The 18,191-nt window shown below is 61.1% G+C and carries 15 protein-coding genes and 1 rRNA gene; 7 read left to right on the top strand and 9 right to left on the bottom strand.

Annotated elements, in window-relative coordinates; genetic code table 11:
- Positions 1–18: 18 nt before the first annotated feature.
- On the bottom strand, positions 19–252 hold the full coding sequence (locus A3AC_RS30565; protein ID WP_156924666.1) for a hypothetical protein: 234 nt from the start codon (positions 250–252) through the stop codon (positions 19–21).
- 106 nt (positions 253–358) lie between these two features.
- Positions 359–676 (bottom strand): DUF4148 domain-containing protein, encoded by a 318-nt coding sequence (locus A3AC_RS0124855; protein ID WP_025602166.1) that lies wholly within the window; start codon positions 674–676, stop codon positions 359–361.
- A gap of 425 nt (positions 677–1,101) precedes the next feature.
- Here A3AC_RS0124855 and A3AC_RS0124865 point away from each other — a divergent pair, with 425 nt between their 5' ends.
- The gene (locus tag A3AC_RS0124865) at positions 1,102–1,470 is read left to right on the top strand and encodes a BON domain-containing protein (RefSeq protein WP_025602167.1); all 369 of its coding nucleotides are present in this window, start codon (positions 1,102–1,104) and stop codon (positions 1,468–1,470) included.
- Between the two features lie 153 nt (positions 1,471–1,623).
- Here the strand turns inward: A3AC_RS0124865 and A3AC_RS0124870 are convergent, their stop codons facing one another.
- Positions 1,624–2,640, bottom strand: coding sequence for an SDR family oxidoreductase (locus A3AC_RS0124870; RefSeq protein WP_025602168.1), 1,017 nt, complete (start codon positions 2,638–2,640; stop codon positions 1,624–1,626).
- Between the two features lie 373 nt (positions 2,641–3,013).
- On the opposite strand from A3AC_RS0124870, the gene A3AC_RS0124880 reads away from it, so the two are divergent.
- Together A3AC_RS0124880 and A3AC_RS0124885 are read left to right on the top strand one after the other, a co-directional pair.
- Positions 3,014–4,792: a phospholipase C gene (locus tag A3AC_RS0124880; RefSeq protein ID WP_025602169.1), complete on the top strand. Its 1,779-nt coding sequence runs from the start codon at positions 3,014–3,016 to the stop codon at positions 4,790–4,792.
- A 220-nt stretch (positions 4,793–5,012) separates the two neighbouring features.
- Positions 5,013–6,464 (top strand): cytochrome-c peroxidase, encoded by a 1,452-nt coding sequence (locus tag A3AC_RS0124885; RefSeq protein WP_025602170.1) that lies wholly within the window; start codon positions 5,013–5,015, stop codon positions 6,462–6,464.
- A gap of 112 nt (positions 6,465–6,576) precedes the next feature.
- Here the strand turns inward: A3AC_RS0124885 and A3AC_RS31115 are convergent, their stop codons facing one another.
- Genes A3AC_RS31115 through A3AC_RS0124895 form a run of 3 tightly spaced genes read right to left on the bottom strand, consistent with a single transcriptional unit; the run spans position 6,577 to position 9,512 of the window.
- The gene (locus A3AC_RS31115; protein WP_232231984.1) at positions 6,577–6,873 is read right to left on the bottom strand and encodes a hypothetical protein; all 297 of its coding nucleotides are present in this window, start codon (positions 6,871–6,873) and stop codon (positions 6,577–6,579) included.
- A 1-nt stretch (position 6,874) separates the two neighbouring features.
- Positions 6,875–8,824 (bottom strand): DUF2235 domain-containing protein, encoded by a 1,950-nt coding sequence (locus A3AC_RS29515; RefSeq protein WP_232231985.1) that lies wholly within the window; start codon positions 8,822–8,824, stop codon positions 6,875–6,877.
- A complete protein-coding gene (locus A3AC_RS0124895) occupies positions 8,817–9,512 on the bottom strand; it encodes a hypothetical protein (protein WP_332261495.1) in 696 nt (231 codons plus the stop codon). The genes A3AC_RS29515 and A3AC_RS0124895 overlap by 8 nt, the downstream gene beginning before the upstream one ends.
- 432 nt (positions 9,513–9,944) lie before the next feature.
- Here A3AC_RS0124895 and A3AC_RS0124900 point away from each other — a divergent pair, with 432 nt between their 5' ends.
- Positions 9,945–10,634 (top strand): HAD family hydrolase, encoded by a 690-nt coding sequence (locus tag A3AC_RS0124900; RefSeq protein WP_025602172.1) that lies wholly within the window; start codon positions 9,945–9,947, stop codon positions 10,632–10,634.
- Positions 10,635–10,640: 6 nt separating this feature from the next.
- Here A3AC_RS0124900 and A3AC_RS0124905 read toward each other — a convergent pair whose 3' ends face one another.
- Both A3AC_RS0124905 and A3AC_RS0124910 read right to left on the bottom strand, forming a co-directional pair.
- Positions 10,641–11,033: a carboxymuconolactone decarboxylase family protein gene (locus tag A3AC_RS0124905; RefSeq protein ID WP_025602173.1), complete on the bottom strand. Its 393-nt coding sequence runs from the start codon at positions 11,031–11,033 to the stop codon at positions 10,641–10,643.
- A gap of 114 nt (positions 11,034–11,147) precedes the next feature.
- A complete protein-coding gene (locus tag A3AC_RS0124910) occupies positions 11,148–12,698 on the bottom strand; it encodes a complex I subunit 4 family protein (protein WP_025602174.1) in 1,551 nt (516 codons plus the stop codon).
- Positions 12,699–13,345: 647 nt separating this feature from the next.
- Between A3AC_RS0124910 and A3AC_RS0124915 the strand changes: the two genes are divergently transcribed.
- The 3 genes from A3AC_RS0124915 (at position 13,346) to A3AC_RS0124925 (ending at position 17,866) form a co-directional block, all read left to right on the top strand.
- Positions 13,346–14,101: an ABC transporter ATP-binding protein gene (locus A3AC_RS0124915; RefSeq protein ID WP_025602175.1), complete on the top strand. Its 756-nt coding sequence runs from the start codon at positions 13,346–13,348 to the stop codon at positions 14,099–14,101.
- Entirely contained in the window at positions 14,088–16,661 is a 2,574-nt protein-coding gene (locus A3AC_RS0124920; RefSeq protein ID WP_025602176.1) for an FtsX-like permease family protein, read from the top strand. Before A3AC_RS0124915 ends, A3AC_RS0124920 begins: the two co-directional genes overlap by 14 nt.
- Before the next feature lie 92 nt (positions 16,662–16,753).
- A complete protein-coding gene (locus A3AC_RS0124925; RefSeq protein ID WP_232231986.1) occupies positions 16,754–17,866 on the top strand; it encodes a lipocalin-like domain-containing protein in 1,113 nt (370 codons plus the stop codon).
- Positions 17,867–17,972: 106 nt separating this feature from the next.
- Here A3AC_RS0124925 and rrf read toward each other — a convergent pair.
- Positions 17,973–18,086, bottom strand: a 5S ribosomal RNA gene (rrf, locus tag A3AC_RS0124930).
- Positions 18,087–18,191 lie beyond the last annotated feature (105 nt).

Genomic DNA, 18,191 nt, shown 5'->3' on the forward strand with positions numbered 1-18,191 from the left:
CGTGGAAAGCCTTGCTGGTCAGGCGTTTGGACGGTATTCGCCGCAGTGGCGCGCGATGTCGTTCCAAGCCAAATGAAGGCTTTTTGGCGGCAAATGCGCGATGTGTGGAAAGTACGCAGCAATGCCGCGCCGCAGCAGTTCGAATGAGCCGCGTACCGGCCCGCGCCAACCTGCATCCGGCGCAGCGGCGATGACGTGAAGTCCCCGCCGGCTGGGGATGTGACGGACCATCCGATGAATGAATGCCGCCATTGAACGACGCGAGCGGCGCCGGCCGACGCTCACCGTGGCGACGTAAGTTTGCGCCGTGCGGCATGCACCATCGCACCGCACGGCTGCCAGGACTACGGGTTAATGCTTACTGGCTCGCGCCCGTGCCGATGCCGGCCTTTTTCTGCGCTTTCTGCAGATCGTTGGGATAGTTAGGATCGTTGCGCGATGGCTGATAGCCCGCGTCTTCGAGCTTCTTGAGCTCGGCATTCTTCTTTGCGCGCGCCTGTTTGCGCGCCGCTTTGCGCTCGGCCTTGGTCGGCTTGGCGGTGTCCGTCGCACCGGGTTGAGCAGTTTGCGCGCCAGTGTCGGTCGTGGTTTGCGCGGCGGCGAGCGGCATACCTCCCGCTATCAGAGCGGATGCTGCAAGGCGGAGTATGATCTCTTTGATGGCAATGCGCTTCATGGCTAACTCCTCTTAAGTTGGCAATCGTGTTCAGGGTTGTTCCCAACGCATCGTTCACTGCCGCGGATGCCGCGCGATGCCATGCACGGCTCGCATTCAGAGCTTAATGCCAAACTGCGTATCGCGTACTGCTGCGTCCAATTGCGACGATTGATGCAGCCGGCTCGCGCTCGTGCGCGGCGAAGTGGCGTATGCGATTCGCACGTGTGAGCGCATCTTGCTGCCAGATGTACACCAGTTCGCGCCATAGTCAGCTTTTCCAGCATGAGCGCGTGTGCTGGACTATTGTTTAAGCGCGCCGGGAGCGCCAACGCAAGGCTCTTTTCGATAACACAGGATGCTCCCAGTGAGTAGAAAACCGCTCACAGGCGTGGGTTTTTTTGCATGCAACGAAGCGACATTAACTTTTCAAGGACGGAGAAAACGTGAAAACAGTCAATCTTCTGAAGGCGCTCGGCATTGCACTGTGTCTTGCGACTGCGTCAAGCGCTTATGCGCAAACGAGCGATGCCACCGGCTCGGGCACGACGGCGTCGAGCACTTCTCGCACGAAAACAGTGAAAAAAGCGGACCGCAAACTCGGTCTCGACGTGCGCAAGGCGTTGTCCAGAACTCAGGGTTTCGACGTGTCGAACGTATACGTTCGCGCTCGCGGCGGCGCGGTCACGTTGACGGGATCGGTGCCCGACGGCGCCCAGATTCCGCAGGCCGAGGACGTGGCAAAGAACGTCGCTGGTGTCAAATCGGTGTCCAACAAGCTGACTGTAGCCACTCCGAACGGCGGCGGAGGCTGAGCACTCAACAGTTGAACTAGCGGGTTGAACGGCGTTCTGCCCGATTGCATCGGACGACGAAGGATTGCGCCTGCACTGCATCAGCACTGCTTTGGTGCCAGTGCGGCGCTCCCCTTTTGTCCCGCTATGTGAATCACAGGTGCCGCACGCCGCTTACGCGCGTCCGGCATGCGCGGACCTCGCGTAACGCGCAAGCATCCATACCGCAGCCGCGCCGGCGGCAAGCAATGCGGTTTGCCGCGGATGCATCGAAGCCTGCGTATACAGGCTCGATTCCAGCACTTTGCGCTTTTGTCCCGAACGCTCGCGCAATGCGCCGTCGGCACCATGATTGCCGGCTGGGGTGCGCGGCGGTTCGTCGGTGCGTTGCGATGCTATGCCGAAGCGGCTCATCACACGGTCATACAGATTCGGCGCCCGACGCGCGAACGTCACCATGGCTGCCGATGCGCCGCCCACGTATAGATCGCGAACCGGCGTGCTCGCCGCATGCAGAATCGCCCTCGCGACGATGTCCGGTGCATAGACCGGAGGCGGCAATTTGGGCTGCACGTCGAGATGATTACGAGCGTGCTCGACGAACTGCGTATGAATGCCGGACGGTTTGATCAGCGTGACAGAAACCGGCGCGCGCTCTTCGATCAATTCCATGCGCAAGGCGTCGGTGTATCCCTTCACTGCATGCTTCGAAGCGACGTAAGCGGCTTGCAGCGGCAAGGCGATATCGGACAGTTCGCTGCCCAGGTTGACGAGCGCACCGCCGCGCTGCTTCAGGTGCGCGAGCGCAATCATCGAGCCCTGCACCACGCCCCAGAAGTTCGTCTCGAACAACTCCTTCTGTTCGTCGATGGGCACGTCGGCGCAACGTCCAAAGATCGAAGCGCCCGCGTTGTTGACCCACGTGTCGAACCCGCCGAAACGCGCGATCGCCTTTTCCGCCGCTGCCTGCAATTGCCCGGCATTGCTGACGTCGGCGACTGCATACTCAACGAGCGCGCCCTGGTCTGCGAGTTGGGTGGCGAGCGTGCGTAGCGCTTCCTCGTCGCGCGCGACCAGCACCAGCCGTGCTCCCCTGCTGGCGGCAAGGCGCGCGGTCGCAAGACCGATTCCGCTCGTCGCACCTGTAATGACGATGACCTGCTGCGCAACCGGTTTGAGCTTTACTGTCATGGCAAAGTCCTCGGAAAGGTAACGTGTCGCGGCACACTGGCCCAAAGGCGCCCTGCCGCGCGAAGTGCGTTCGCTTCTCGCAGCATTCGTCGTGCCGCAGGGCTTGCGCAAGCAGTCTTGTGTTCCGTTCGCCGCACGACTGTTAGCTCGGCGTCAGCAACGGTTATGTAATTGAATGTCCATCGAGAGCAGACGTAATATGCGCGCCCTTAAAACTTAATCATCGGGTGCTTCAATGCGCGCAGCCTGTCGGCTTGCCGCATGCCGGTGTCGACAGGCACAACACCATTTCCAATAAACAACATCCCCAGCGAACTCCACACGTGCATCAATGGAAACGCTGAACGGCGACGTCGAATCTGGAGCCTGTCATATGTTCCGCAGAACCCTGTTACCTATCCCGTTTGCCGCGTTGCTCACGCTCGCCGCCTGCGGCAATCACAGCGTCAATTCGACTGCGTCGTCGCCAGCGGCAACGGTGACCGCGCAGGACCAACTTGCAACCGCCACCCCGATCAAGCACGTCGTCGTGATCTTCGGCGAGAACGTCTCGTTCGACCACTACTTCGCGACTTATCCGCAAGCGTCGAACCCGGTCGGCGAGCCGCAATTCACGGCAGCCGCGGGCACGCCGACGGTGAATAACCTCACGAATAACAACCTGATCGCGACGAACCCGAACGCGCTTTCCACGTCGCCGAATACGGCGGGCCGCACGGTCGGCGCGGTGACGATTGCAGGCCTTGGGCTACCCGCGGCGGACTTGCTGCCGTTCCGCCTCGATCGCTCGCAGGCGAACACGTCGAGCCAGAATCACGCGTACGCCGCCGAACAGCTCGCGTACAACAACGGTGCGATGGACTCGTTCCCGCTCTTTACGGCCGCAGGCTCGACGATCGCCGGCAGCACCGGCGCATTCGCGACGAAAGGCCAGGTGCTCGGCTACTTCGACGGCAACACCGTCACCGCACTGTGGAACTATGCGCAGCACTTTGCGATGAATCAGAACGCGTACACCGACACGTACGGTCCGTCGACACCGGGCGCGCTCGAAGTCGTTTCCGGCCAGAACAACGGTGTGGTCGTTTCGGGCGGCACGTCAGTCAACGCGATTCCGGATTCGGCCGGCGGCTTTACGATGATTGGCGACCTCGACCCTACGGGCGACGTCTGCACGATCGCGGCGGGCAGCACGGTGACGGGCACCATGTCGTCGAACAACAAGAATATCGGCGACCTGCTCAACGCAAAGAACATCACGTGGGGCGGCTTCATGGGCGGCTTCAATCTGCAGACGGTCAACGCGAACGGCACGACCGGTTGTGCGCGCTCCACGTTCTCGCAGGTCCTCAACGCAACGAAGACCGACTACGTGCAGCACCACGCGTGGTTCCAGTACTACGCGAGCACGGCGAACCTCGCGCATACGCGTCCTTCGTCGACGGCTGTGATCGGCGCCACGGATCCGCTGGATAACACTGCAACGCCGGTTCACCACCAGTACGACACCGACGATTTCTTCGCCGCGGTGAAGGCGGGCAACTATCCGTCGGTCAGCTTCCTGAAGGCGCCGGCTGTAGAGGACGGACACCCGGGCAACTCGGATCCGATCGACGAACAGGCGTTCGTCACGAAGGTCATCAACTTCCTGCAGCAGCAGCCCGACTGGAAGAACACGGCTGTGATCATCGCCTATGACGATTCCGACGGCTGGTACGACCACCGCTATAAAGCGCCGACGAGTTCGTCGTTTGACTCGACGACTGCACAATCGGCAGGCGGCAAGACGGTTGCGGGCAGCGACAACCTGAGCGCGGCGGGGCAATGTACGGCAGCGGGCGCGGTGCAGCCGCAAGGCGTGAACGGCGGCGCAGTGAACGGCCGTTGTGGTCCTGGCACGCGTACGCCGTTTATCGTGGTGTCGCCGTGGGCGAAGGCGAACTTCGTGGACGACACGCCGATTACGCAGGCCTCGGTGGTCCGCTTCATCGAGGACAATTGGCTCGGCGGTCAACGCCTTGGCGGTGGTTCGTTCGATGCAAGCGCGGGCAGCATGATGAACATGTTCGACTTTGCTGGCTCGGGCAACAATCCGCCGCTGTATCTGGATCAGAACCTCGGCACCAAGCTGTCGGCGGCGCCTGCTATCTGAGTCCGGCGCGGGACTGAGCCATGCCTTCATGGTTGGCCCTCATCGACCGTGCTTGTCGATACGATGCGGGCGACGCTCATTGCCCGCATCGCCGACCAACGCGCTTGCCTGACGGAGCGCGCGGCTCACCGTGAAACGTACCCGGTCGTCGAGCCAGTCATGTGTGCTGGCTCGATTCGTTTTTTCATCGCCTCCGAAGAACTATTTCGTCACCATCGTCATGAACCAATCTTCAGACGCCGCCGTGCCGCCGACACTTCAAGCCGGCGGCGAACCGGCTGCTGTTCTCGCTCGCCACTCATTGCGTGGAGTCGTTGCGTGGGCCGCTGCGTGCATCGTCAGCGCGGCCGTTGCGTTCGGTGCTTATGCACTTGTCTATCCCGAGCGCATGCCGGCGGCGCTTGGCGCAGTTGTCGAAGAGATCACCGGCGCGAATCCGCAGCCGGTGCATCTGATGCGTCCCGCGCGCGCGCCGTTGAGTGCAGTTGCACTGCTTGGCAAGGAGATATTCTTCGACCAGTCGTTATCCGCTTCGGGCACGCAGTCATGCGCGTCGTGCCACTCGCCGAACCGTTCGTATGCGCCGGATAATGCGTTTCCAGTTCAGATCGGCGGCGCGCATATGAGCGAAGCCGGTTATCGTCCGCCGCCGTCTCTCACTTATCTGTACCGTCAGGCGCCGTTCAGCATTGGCCCCGACCAGGGCGACACCGACGTGCCGGTGGACCTGACGCAACTGGCTTCGCAAGCCGCGGGCGTGCAGCGCGCGCAAAAGACTGCGCTCGCCGCGCCGGCCGCGCCGGCGATGGTGCCGCAAGGCGGACTCTTCTGGGACGGCCGCGCCGATACTTTGCAGGACCAGGCAATTGGACCGTTGACGAATCCGGTCGAAATGGCCAACAAGACACCGGAAGACGTCGCGCAGAAGCTCTCGCACACGAAGTACATCGACCAGTTCAAACAGATGTTCGGGCCGGCGATTGCGGCCAACCCTAGCCTGCTGATCTCCGAAGCGATGTTCGCAGTAGGGCGTTATCAGATCGAGGATCCGTCATTTCACGCCTTCACCAGCAAGTATGACTACTGGCTCGAAGGCAAAGCCCGCCTCACGCATGCCGAGCTGCACGGCCTGCAATTGTTCAACGACAAGGACAAGGCCAACTGTGCGGGCTGTCATCTGAGTCAGCCGAGCAAAGATGGCTTGCCGCCGGTGTTCACCGATACGCAATACGAGGCGCTTGGCGTGCCGCGCAATCCGGCCATTCCTGCAAACAGGAACCCGAAGTTCTTCGATATGGGGGTATGTGGGCCGTTTCGTCAGGACCTCGCAAAGGAAACGCAGTATTGCGGCATGTTCCTCACGCCGACGTTGCGCAACGTCGCGAACCGCAAGGTGTTCTTCCACAATGGCGTGTATCACGATCTGAAGCAGGTGATGGACTTCTACAATCTGCGCAATACATCGCCGGAAAAAATCTATCCTCGCGATGCGTCGGGCAAGGTGCAGAAGTACAACGATCTGCCCGCGCAGTATCACGCGAACGTGGATGCTTCGGATGCGCCTTTCGATCGCAAGTCAGGCGATCAGCCTGCGATGAGCGAGGCGGATATTCAGGACATCATTGCGTTTTTGAAGACGCTGAGTGATGGGTATCACGTCGGGGGATCGTGAATCCTGGTAGCAGACCAGCATAGCGGGACCCGGAGGCCCGACGCCCCGCTACGCTCGTGCCAACGGGCCCTATGCCGTGAAGGGGCTGTTACCGCGCACCGGCAATCATCATTCAAAACGTTCCAGTTGCCCGCGCGTCGTTCGTCGGCATTCGATCCACGCGCTGCGCATTGCGCTCGTCCTCGGCGCGATGCTTCGCCTCTTTCTTGAAGTCGGTCTTTGCAAAGATATCCGTGGCCCGCGTCTGAAAGTACAACGTGGGGGACAAGATATGGTCGTGCCAACTCGTCAACATGGTGTCATGCACTAGCAGGTCGAAAAGCGTCATGACCGCCGGCGGCAGCGGGTTCTTACCGCTCAGGCCCTCCTGCCACGCACCAACGAGCGCGACCTGCTCGGGCGTCAACATTTCATGCCGGACGATTCCTTCCGCAGCCCCCCGTAACGTCGGCGTCGTAGGGAAGATCCGCGCCCACCTCCCGGGCCTGGATGCGCTTGAGTCGCGCCTCGAGTTCCGGCTGCTTCGCCATGCGTTCGAGGAGTTCCGCCGACTCCCGCTCAAGGCGCTCCCATACATGGACGACCGGCCTCGATATAGCTTCGTCCGTCGGTAGTAGATCACGTTGTCGGCGCGCTTCCAGATCCTTGTAGTGCGCGACAAGACTGTCGAACATGGCGCGATTCGCGGGCCGCTCGCGCTCGTTTGCTGGCAGGCTCGCCAGCCGCTCGTGCTCCATGCGGAGTTTCCGCGCGGTCTCTTCACGCTCGGCCAGCAATGCGCGCCAGGCGGCGAGCTTCTGATCGGGAACAGAAGTGAGTGTGGCGCGGAACGTAGGATCTTTGTACCGCGCTGCCAGCCAGCGCAGGAAAACCTGCATGTGCGGCTGGAATTTGAGGCCCTGCTCTCGCGGTACAAGGACGCGGTATGCGTTGATCAGGTCAGGGATCTTGTAGGTTGTATTGCCGTCGGAGATGGGGGACGCGAGGGTGAATTTTGTGAACGCAGGGCCTTTGTACTTGAATAAGTATTCCATCATATCGACTGCCGCGCCCGCCATCAGTGCTTCGTTCAGCATATCGCGCAAGGCGACGCGCTGAAGCTCGGCACGAAAGCCCATCGACCCCGCGGGAGCACCCCCGGTGATGTCTTCGCTGGTGCCGGGATATAAATACTGTTCACCACGAGTCTTCTCAAGACTGTCGAGCCGCTGATAAAAGCGCAATTCGTGCGCGGCCGCAAAGTGCACGCACTTTTGCACCGCCTGCGGCACAGTGAGTGGTCGGTCGCCGTAATTCTGCTTGACCATGCTGACGAGCGGCATGAACTCCAGCAGCTTGTTCTCGGCCATGATAGAAGACACATCGTCCAGCAGCCTGAGGAACCTGATCTCTATCATGTCGCCTTCGATCGCCAGATCGTCGTCGCGGCGCCGCTTGTACTTGCGCACCAGTTCATTCACGAAGACGCGCGCCAGCACGCTCCCCCTATCGGCGCCAAACACCGAGACCTCGATGCGTTGCACCTTTGACATTTTCGTCTTCGCGTCGCGGTAGGCCTTTTCGAACTGGGTCAACGCCGCGCGCAAACGGTCTTCAACACCCGTACCAAATAGACGGGAGACCGCGGCGTTGTCGCGTACTTGTGGAATGGAATCCATCGCGACCCCGACGAATACGCCTTTCGCTACTGCCCAACCTGCTTTCAGCGGGTTCTTCTTCAGCTCGAACAGCGTGGCCCTAACCGCGGCTTTACCGCGCGTGACCCAGCGGTCTTCCCGGGCCAGCGTCAATACGCGGCCAAGCTTGGCAGGTGTCTTCTTAGCCTCGGCGATGACGTCGGCATAGGCCTTGACAACAGGGCGAAACGACATCTCGTCCAAGGCCTCGATTGCCGCTTTCTTCGCGGTCGTCGCGGGCACCTTCTTCAGGTCGAGCAGCTTGTCGACGCCCACCACCTTCTGCGCTGTGCTTTTTGCCGATTGGATCGTTGATTTGCCGACAGCGGTTGCGGTTTTGGCGGCTGCAGAGATGATGTCGCTGTTCGCAGCGTCTTTGTTCAGTTCGGTGCCGAGGCCGGAGTAGTAGAAGGGGTACCAAAACTGATTGGGCATGTCTTTGCGACGCGTATCAAGGTTATCGCGATGCGCTTCCCAAAGGCGGCAGATGTTCGAATAGCGGGACGTTGATGGATCGTCGTGGTCGCGGTGACGGCCGAACGCGTCAAAAAAGAAGCCCATTTTAATCACAGCACCACACGGAATGCATTCGTCATGCTTATACGGCTTGAGCGAGGCGATCATTCCATCCAGCACCCTCAACGGCGTGCGGTCGGCTGAATCGATCTGTTTTTGATCAGTCATGCGAACCTCCTGGCAAAACTCTATGAACCTTGCCGGTCTTTATCTCCGCTATCGTCTGCGGTGACAGCTTATCCATTGCAACGCCAAACGCGCCGGGCCTGTTCTGACTGTCCGCGAGGATTTTGTGAACGGCAGGATGCTCGTCGAACTTCGGGTTCAGCAGCGCGAAGTAGACGTATTGCTCGAGGTCGCGCGTGTCGGTGAGGCGGTAGAGTATCCAGCCAGTGGCGGCAAGACGAGCTGTGCGCCGGAAGACCACGCCGTCGTCCTCGTTCTGCGGGTTGAGAAGTTTCCCGTGGTTCTTGCGCAACCAGTCCCATACGTCCGCATACAAGATGCGCGTTCCGCTCAGATCGCGCCGGAACTCGAACTCGATGTGATCATCGGGATAGAAATGAAGACCTATAATGCGTTCTCCAGCTCCGCCTTTCAGCGCAGTCGGCGGGAAATTGACGTGGGAGACCTTATGAATTTCTTTGAGTGGCCCATAAGGGTCTTTCAGGAACTCGTCCTGATCCACGACATACCACTCCACCGTGAACTCGGTCCCCTTCAGCGTATAACAGCAGCTGAGCCTCCCTTCACCCGAACCCGGCATCAGGTCCCCGCCACCGCCGGCCTTGTTACCGAATTTGTCGGTGATCACAAAGCGATCGAGGTTATACGGCGTGTAATTAAACCCCTCCACGCTCAGCCCTCCATACGTCGGTCCCGACGAAAATGCATCGCACCCGCCAAGCAACAGGAGGCATGAGAACATCAGGCACAGAGAATGTCTTTTCATGCCTGATGCTGGTCGAACTTCATGGTCAGCAGCACGATGAATGTGAGGTGGAATCCCTAACGCAGATGAAGGAACTCTTCCAATGTCCCGTAAACGTTTATGCCGTGTCGCGTGCGACACGGAACATGTCATCGGCTTGTTTATGCGCTAAGGCCTTCTCGCGGTATCGCGCCACATCTGAACTCCATTAAGCAGACCGCCATCCCGATCCGATACGAAGGGCGTACGCGTGCCGTGCCAACCGAATGTGCGCCGTCTCAGTTCTGGAATCGGAGATACGCAAACCCTATTGAGGTATCCTTTCCCGTTCCGCGATATTTCTTCCTGCCCTCCCCGATGGACCATTTCCCCTTCGACGCCGTACTTTTCGATTGCGACGGCGTGCTCGTCGACTCCGAACCGATTACCAACCGCGTGCTCACCGAGATGCTCGGCGAGCTGGGCTGGCAATTGAGCGTCGAGGAGACCATGCGCATCTTCGTCGGCAAGGCGGTGAAAGACGAAGCGCCGCTGATCGAAGCGCGCACCGGCGTGGCGATCACGACCGACTGGCTCATGGAATTCCGCGCGCGCCGCAACGCGGCACTCGATAAAGAACTGAAGGCGATTGACGGCGCGGCTGTGGCGGTGCGCTCGCTTCATGCAACGCTAAACGGACGCATCGCCGTTGCATCCGGCGCGGACCGCATAAAAGTCGAGTTGCAACTGAAGAAGACTGGCATCCTCGACTGCTTCGAGGGACGCATCTTCAGCGGTCACGAAACGCCGCGCAGCAAGCCGTTTCCCGATGTCTATCTGGCGGCGGCGGCAGCGCTCGAAGTCGCCCCCGCGCGCTGCGCGATTGTCGAAGACACGGTGACGGGCGCGACCGCCGGGGTGGCAGCCGGCGCGACGGTGTTCGGCTATTGTCCGAATGAACTGGGACACAGCAGTGCGGAGGCGTTGCTTGCGGCCGGCGTGGCCCAGGTGTTTCAGGACATGGAGGCGTTGCCGGGCGTGCTCGCCGCATGGCGCTACGCGGCTTGACGCAGGCTATTCGAAGGCCGGATCGATCGGCACGCGGTAGCCGACTGCGAGCCGGTTTGTTTCGTTAGCCATCCCAACGACCGCGAGCAGCTCGCCGAACATTTCATCGGTCATGCCCGCACGGCGAGCGGCAGCGGTGTGGCTCGCGACGCAATAGCCGCAGTTGTTCGTCACGCTCACGGCCACGTAGAGCAGTTCCTTTATCAAAGGATCGAGTGCGCCCGGCGCCATCACGTCCTTCAAACTGTCCCACGTGCGCGCGAGAGTCGGCGGATGCTGCGCGATGTACTTCCAGAAGTTGTTGACGTCGTCGACCTGGCGCGTCTCTTTGATATCGTCGTATACGGCTTTGACTGTGGGCGACGCCGCAGAATACTCAACAGGCTTTTGCTGGCTCATGGACTCTCCTTCGTGACTGCTTGAAAAGTGCGATTCGCGCCGGGCACGGCATACGCGGCAATTATGCGCGCGCATTCGCCCGGCGCGAATCAGCGTCACGTTAGCATCAATCCATTACCCCGGCGTACGCGCAACCACCGCGGCAGGCGCCGCCGCCTGCAGATGCTCGTTGTGATCGCCAGGAGCGGGCTCCGCAGGGTGCGTGGAGCGTTCCGATTGCGCAAGCAATGTACCGACAGAAGGATCGATTGCATCGGTAAAAGGCTTGGGATCGAGCCCGATCGCGAGCACCAGCAACGCTATTGCACCCAGCAGCAGGAATTCGCGCTTGCCGAGATCTTTGAGGCTCGCGACTCGCGCATTCGCAATCGCGCCGAAAATCACGCGCTTGTACATCCATAACGTGTAAGCGGCGCTCAGAACCAGCGTGGACGCCGCGATCGCACCAATCCAGAAGTTGAAGCGGATCGTGCCCATCAGCACCATGAATTCGCCGACAAAACCGGACGTACCGGGCAGACCGATGTTGGCCATCGAGAACAACATCACAAACGCGGCGAAACGCGGCATGGTGTTCGCAACGCCGCCGTATTCGTCGATGGCGGCGGTCTTCGTGCGATCGTAGAGCATGCCTGTGCACAACAGCATCGCACCCGACACTACGCCGTACGAGAGCATCTGCACGATCGCACCGGCCTGTCCAATGCGGTTGAACACAAAGAGGCCCAGCGTCACGAGTCCCATGTGGGCCACGGTCGAATACGCGAGCAGGCGGCGCATGTCGGTCTGCACGAGCGCGAGAAGGCTTGCGTAGATCACGGCTACGAGCGAGAGCGTGATCATCATCGGCGCGAAAAAGTGGCTGGCCTGCGGTGCGATAGGCAACGCGAAACGCAGCAGGCCGTAGCCGCCGAGCTTCAGCATGCCGATCATTACTGCAGCACCGGTGGGCCCGTCGAGGTGCACGTCGGGCAACCACGTATGCAGCGGCCACATCGGCACTTTCACACCGAATGCCGCGAGAAAGCCGAGAAAGATCAGTACCTGCGGCATCGTGCCAAGCGGCGTTTCACGCCACAGCGCCAGGTCGAAACTGTGCGTCTGACTGTACAGATACAGCATCGACATCAGCATCATCAGCGAACCGAGGAACGATACGAAAAAGAATTTGACCGCAGCGTACGAGCGATTCGCATGCCCCCAAGTGCCGATCAGCAGGTAAAGCGGAATCAGCGTTGCTTCGAACGAGACGAAGAACATCATCCCGTCGAGCGACGTAAAAACGCCTTGCATAAAGCCCGACAACATCAGAAAGGCGCCAAAGTACTGCGCGGTTCGCTCGGTGATCGATTCCCACGAAGCAATCACGATGATGATCGTAGTCAGCGCGGTCAGGGCAACGAGCCACAGCGAAATGCCGTCGACGCCTACGTGCCAGGCGATGTCGAACGTCGGTGACCATCTGACGTTTTCGACGAACTGCATCGACGTCACGTCGTTGCGAAAGCTCGCCACCAGAGGAATCACCGGCACGAAGCCCGCAACCGCGCCGATCAATGCAAGCCAGCGTGTGCGGCCGCGTGCCGCGTCGGACCCGACCCGCATCACCACCAGGCCGGCGACGATAGGGATCCAGATGAGTAGACTGAGAAGAGGCAATGGCATGTGCGCTATCGAAAACTTGAAGGACAAAACACCGCGCCATGCTTTCAATTCAGAAAGCATTGAAGCGAATATGTAGGTTTTTGGTTTAGCGGAGGGACGCGAACGCACTGCTGTCGAGATTCACGTTTACCCGCAGTCGAACGACAAGGGTGGGAGATTACCAAGATAAGAATAATTTTGCATCGCAACAATGCTCTGACGTCTTAAGCAATGCAGTGTTGTGAGCGTCACCCCTTGCGAAAGGAATAAAAATGTGCAACCGCACAATGCGGTTCGAAGCTCGCGACCTGTGTCGCAGTTACGAGGAAAAGCGGTATTTTGAGCGTTCGATGGGAGAAGTTTTAGAGCTCAATGCTTCTATGCGCGGGCGAGGCCGTGCCATGCGTCGAGGCACATAAGCTTGTGCCCCGTTTTTCGCACCTCCGTTGCCGCTTCTTCCTGTATTCGACGGAAATAATTTTTTTGTTCGGGCGCGTGACGACGGAAAGTACGCGTCGGCAAACGCCCGCGAAAAACGACCCGGCGCAAGCGAGCCGATGCTCCGACGCGCCTTACAGAAGCCGAATATACTCAGCGGTCAACAGGTCGGAAGCTGCGCACTTCACGGAATGAAACGCCGCCGCCCGGCCACATCTTGCGGACCCTGCATGCAGTTTCATGACGAAGGCGAAGGCGCCGTTTCCGCGCTCGAGTGTCGCGCACTGACCAAGACGTACGGCAGTGGCCGCGTCGTACTCGCGAATCTCGACTTCACGCTCGCGCCCGGCGAATTTGTCGCGATCATGGGCGACTCGGGTGTCGGCAAATCGACGCTCCTCAATCTGATTGCCGGGCTCGATCAGGCGGACAGCGGCGAGGTGATCATTGGCGGCACTGAGGTTTCGCGTCTGGACGACAACGCCGCGACACGTTTGCGTCGGCAGAAACTCGGGTTCGTGTTTCAGGCCTTTCATGTGCTGCCGCATCTGACGCTTGCGCAAAACGTCGCTTTGCCACTGCTGTTGAATGAATTGCCGGTTGCCACCGCGCTGGAGATGCTCGCGGCAGTAGGGCTGGAAGGCCGCGGTGGCGACTTTCCGCGGCAACTGTCGGGCGGCGAATTGCAACGCGTGGCTATCGCGCGTGCGCTCGTGCACCGCCCTACCTTGATTCTCGCCGACGAGCCGACGGGCAACCTCGATCCCGACACCGCACATGGCGTGCTCGGCCTGTTTCGCGCCCAATGCAAGGCGACTGGGGCGGCCACGATGATGGTCACTCACTCCGAGGCCGCGGCCGCCGTTGCAGATCGCATCATGATTCTCAGCGATGGCGGTTTGCATTGCGCACCGCAAGCGCAGGCACTTTCGCGCCCGCAGCGCGGCTTGCAACCCGCAGCCCGTTCAACCGATGACGCCCGCTGACTCTCACACGCCCGCCCGCACGCGTGGGCATCGCACTCTCGCGCGCTGGCTGCTTGGCGCCGAATGGCGCAGTCATCGGGGACGCGCACTGGTTGCTATCGCAACGATCGCGCTCGGCGTGGCGCTCGGCTACGCGGTGCAACTCATCAATAGCGCAGCCTTCAACGAATTTTCCGCCGCGGCGCGCAGCCTCTCCGGCGAGGCCGATTTGCAGGTGCGCGGCGCGCAAGCTCTATTCGACGAGTCGATCTATCCGCGTCTCGCCAACAAAGCAGGCGTTGCGCTCGCGAGCCCGGTTCTTGCGCTGGACGTCGCCGTGCGTGAGCACAACGCCACGTTGCAAGTGCTCGGCATCGACATATTCAGGGCGAGCCGCATTGCGCCGGATCTGATCGGCGTACCGTCAGCCGGCCGGCCTTTCGACACGCTCGCTCCGGACGCCGTGTTCCTTTCCACCGCCGCGCAGCAATGGCTGCATGTCAAAACCGGCGATCAGGTTGTGCTGCAAAACGGCACCTCGCTCGTGCCTCTGCGCGTGGCCGGCGGCATCGCCAGAACGCGGCCTGGTCAACGGCTCGCGATCATGGATATTGCCGCCGTTCAGTGGAAATTCGGCATGGTGGGCAAGCTGTCGCGGGTCGACGTACAACTCGAGCGGGGCGTCGACCGCGAGCGCTTCAAACGCGCTCTACAAAATGAGTTGGGCAGTCAATGGATCGTCGCCGAAGCACGCGATGTCGAAAGCCGCACAGACAGACTCTCCCGTGCCTATCGGATCAATATGAACGTGCTCGCGCTGGTCGCTCTTTTCACCGGCGCGTTCCTCGTATTTTCGACGCAGGCGCTGAGCGTCGTGCGTCGCCGCGCGCAGTTCGCGATGCTGCGCGTGTTGGGACTGACTCGCGGCCAGCTATTGCAGCAGATTCTGCTGGAAGGCGCGCTGCTCGGCGTACTCGGTTCGCTGTGCGGCCTCGCGCTGGGTTACGCCCTTGCAGCCGGGGCGTTGCATTTTTTCGGCAGCGATCTCGGCGGCGGCTATTTTCCCGGCGTGCGGCCGCAAGTCGGCTTCCAACCGCTCGCAAGCGCGTTGTTTCTGACGCTCGGCATCGCGGTGGCCGTCCTTGGCAGTCTTGCGCCAGCGCTCGAGGCGGCGCGCGCGCGGCCCGCGGCGGCACTCAAGGCGGGCGCCGAAGAAGGCGCGCTCGCGCGGCTCGCGACGCCGTGGCCTGCATTGCTATGTCTGGTCACCGGCGCCGTGCTGACACAAGCGCCGCCGTGGTTCGACACGCCCATTGGCGGTTATGTGGCGGTCGCGCTGCTGCTCATCGGCGGAATTGCGTTGATGCCGCGCGTCACCGCTCTTGTATTCGGCGCGGCAAGCCGGGCGTTCGCAGCGCGGCCGCGTAGCGGTGCGGCGAGCACGCTTGCGCTTGCGCGTCTTGCGAATGCGCCGGGTCATGCGTCGATTGCAATGGGCGGCGTGTTGTCGAGTTTCGCGCTGATCGTCGCGATGGCGATCATGGTCGCGAGCTTCCGCGTATCTGTTGACGACTGGCTGGTTCATCTGCTGTCGGCCAATCTGTATGTGCGCGCGGCACAAAACGGCGACACGGGCGGCCTGAACCTCGACGAGCAGCGTCGGCTTGCGGCCGTGCCCGGCATCGCAAAGGCGGCGTTCGCGCGCACCTCCCATGTCACGCTCGATCCGTCGCGCCCCGACATCGCGCTACTCGCCCGCGAGATCGACGCGGACGACCCCGGCTCGAATCTGCAAATGATGGGACCTGTACTGCCCGCGCGTGAACTGAAACGCGATGAAACACCTGTTTGGGTGTCCGAAGCAATGGTCGATTTATACGGCTATAGGCTCGGGCAACGTGTACGCCTGCCGCTCGGCGAGCGCGTACATGATTTCGTCGTCGCCGGCGTATGGCGTGACTACGTGCGGCAAAGCGGTGCGATCCAGATACGGCTTGCCGATTATCGCCGCCTCACCGCCGACATGAACGCGACCGATGTCGCTGTCAGCGTCGAACGAGGCATGAGCGTGGAGCACGTGATAGCAGGGCTGCGTGCACTGCCCTTCGGCGCGACGCTGGACATCTCGCAGCCCGGCGACATTCGCGCGCGCACGCTAGTGATTTTCGACCGCAGTTTTGCGGTTACGTATCTTCTTGAGGCGGTCGCAATCGTCATTGGGTTGTTCGGCGTGGCCGCAACGTTTTCCGCACAGACGCTGTCGCGCGCTCGCGAGTTCGGCATGCTGCGGCACGTCGGAGTGACTCGCGCGCAGATCCTTGCGATCCTCGCACTCGAAGGCGGTATGCTCACGGCGTGCGGCATTGCGGTGGGTTTCGTTCTCGGATTCGCGATCAGTCTGGTTCTTGTATTCGTCGTCAATCCGCAGTCATTTCATTGGAGCATGTCGCTGCATGTTCCGTGGACCATTCTCGGCACCGTTGCTTGGGTGATGCTGGCGTCATCAGTTTCGACGGCCGTGGTCGCGGGACGCGGTGCAGTTTCCGTCGATGCGGTGCGCGCAGTCAAGGAGGACTGGTGATGCGGGCGTGGCTGCGGTTACCAGCGCACGAAGCGGGCAGTCACGCGCAAGTGGACCTTCAAGAGCCGGTTGCGACTGCGTCGTTTCAAGCAATGGCTTGGGCTCTGTGCATTTCTGCCTTTTTCGTTGCCGGTGCGCTTGCCGTTTCGCCTTGCTTTGCGGCACCGCCGCAGTTTGCAGTGGTCACCCCAGAACGTCCCGTCACGCTGCCGACGGACACCGGCGCCCACGCAGACTTTCGCACCGAGTGGTGGTACGCGACAGGCTGGCTAAGGACGCCGGATAACAGGCCTCTCGGCTTTCAGATCACGTTCTTCCGCTCTGCAACGGGCCATGATGCTGCCGATCCGAGTGCCTTTGCACCTTCTCAATTGATCATTGCGCACGCTGCGTTGAGCGATCCCGCGCGCGGTCACCTCGTGCACGATCAGCGGATCGGCCGGGAGGGATTCGGGCTCGCCTATGCGAGGTCCGGTAACACGGATGTCAAGCTCGACGCATGGAAAATAGTGCGTGCTGCCGACGGCCACTACGATGTCACCGCCGATGCAGGCGAGTTCGCATTGCATCTCACTCTGATGCCGACGCAGGCGCCCCTGCTTCAGGGCGAACGCGGCTATTCGCGCAAAGGTCCGCGGCCCGAACAGGCAAGCTATTACTACAGCGAGCCGCAATTGCGGGTATCCGGCAGCGTGATGCGGCCGGCCACCAAAGGCAGTGCATCGCAACGCCCCACGGTGGTCACCGGCATTGCATGGCTCGATCACGAATGGTCGAGCACGCTGCTCGACGCCAATGCTGCGGGATGGGATTGGCTGGGCGCCAATCTGTCCGACGGTTCGGCCTTGATGGCCTTCAAGGTGCGCAGCCGCGACGGACATGCCATTTGGGCGCACGCCGCATTGCGCGATCGCGACGGGCGCGTCACGGCATTTGCCCCGGGCGAGGTCGAGTTCACGCCGCGCCGTATGTGGCGCTCGCCGTACACGAACACGTCGTATCCGGTGGCGATGACGGTCAGAACCGGCGCGCTGACCTGGCAGCTGGATCCGTTGATGGACGATCAGGAACTGGACTCTCGACAGTCCACCGGCGCGGTGTACTGGGAAGGTGCGACTCTGGTGAGCCGCGATGGCGTGGAAGTCGGACACGCCTATCTGGAACTGACGGGCTACGCGGGCGCGCTGCGCATCGGCGGAGACTGAGCGTCCCCGCGCTGGTTACGGTGTGTGTCCTGTTACGGACGTTTTTCTGCCGCGTAAACGCCGCAACCCCACCTTGATGGGGTGGGGTTGCGGGCACTGCTGGGGAGCCTGACGATTACCTACTTTCACACGGGTAATCCGCACTATCATCGGCGTGGAGTCGTTTCACGGTCCTGTTCGGGATGGGAAGGGGTGGGACCGACTCGCTATGGTCATCAGGCATGACTTGTTGTCGTGTCGCCTGTGGGGCGGCACAACCAATCGGGAAGAAGTAGTGGAGAGGAGGCCTCTCCTTATAAGGTATAGGGCTGTGCTGTTTCTGGCA

Origin of the sequence: Burkholderia sp. WSM2230, assembly GCF_000472445.1 — a bacterium.
In the GTDB taxonomy this organism is placed as follows: Bacteria; Pseudomonadota; Gammaproteobacteria; order Burkholderiales; family Burkholderiaceae; genus Paraburkholderia.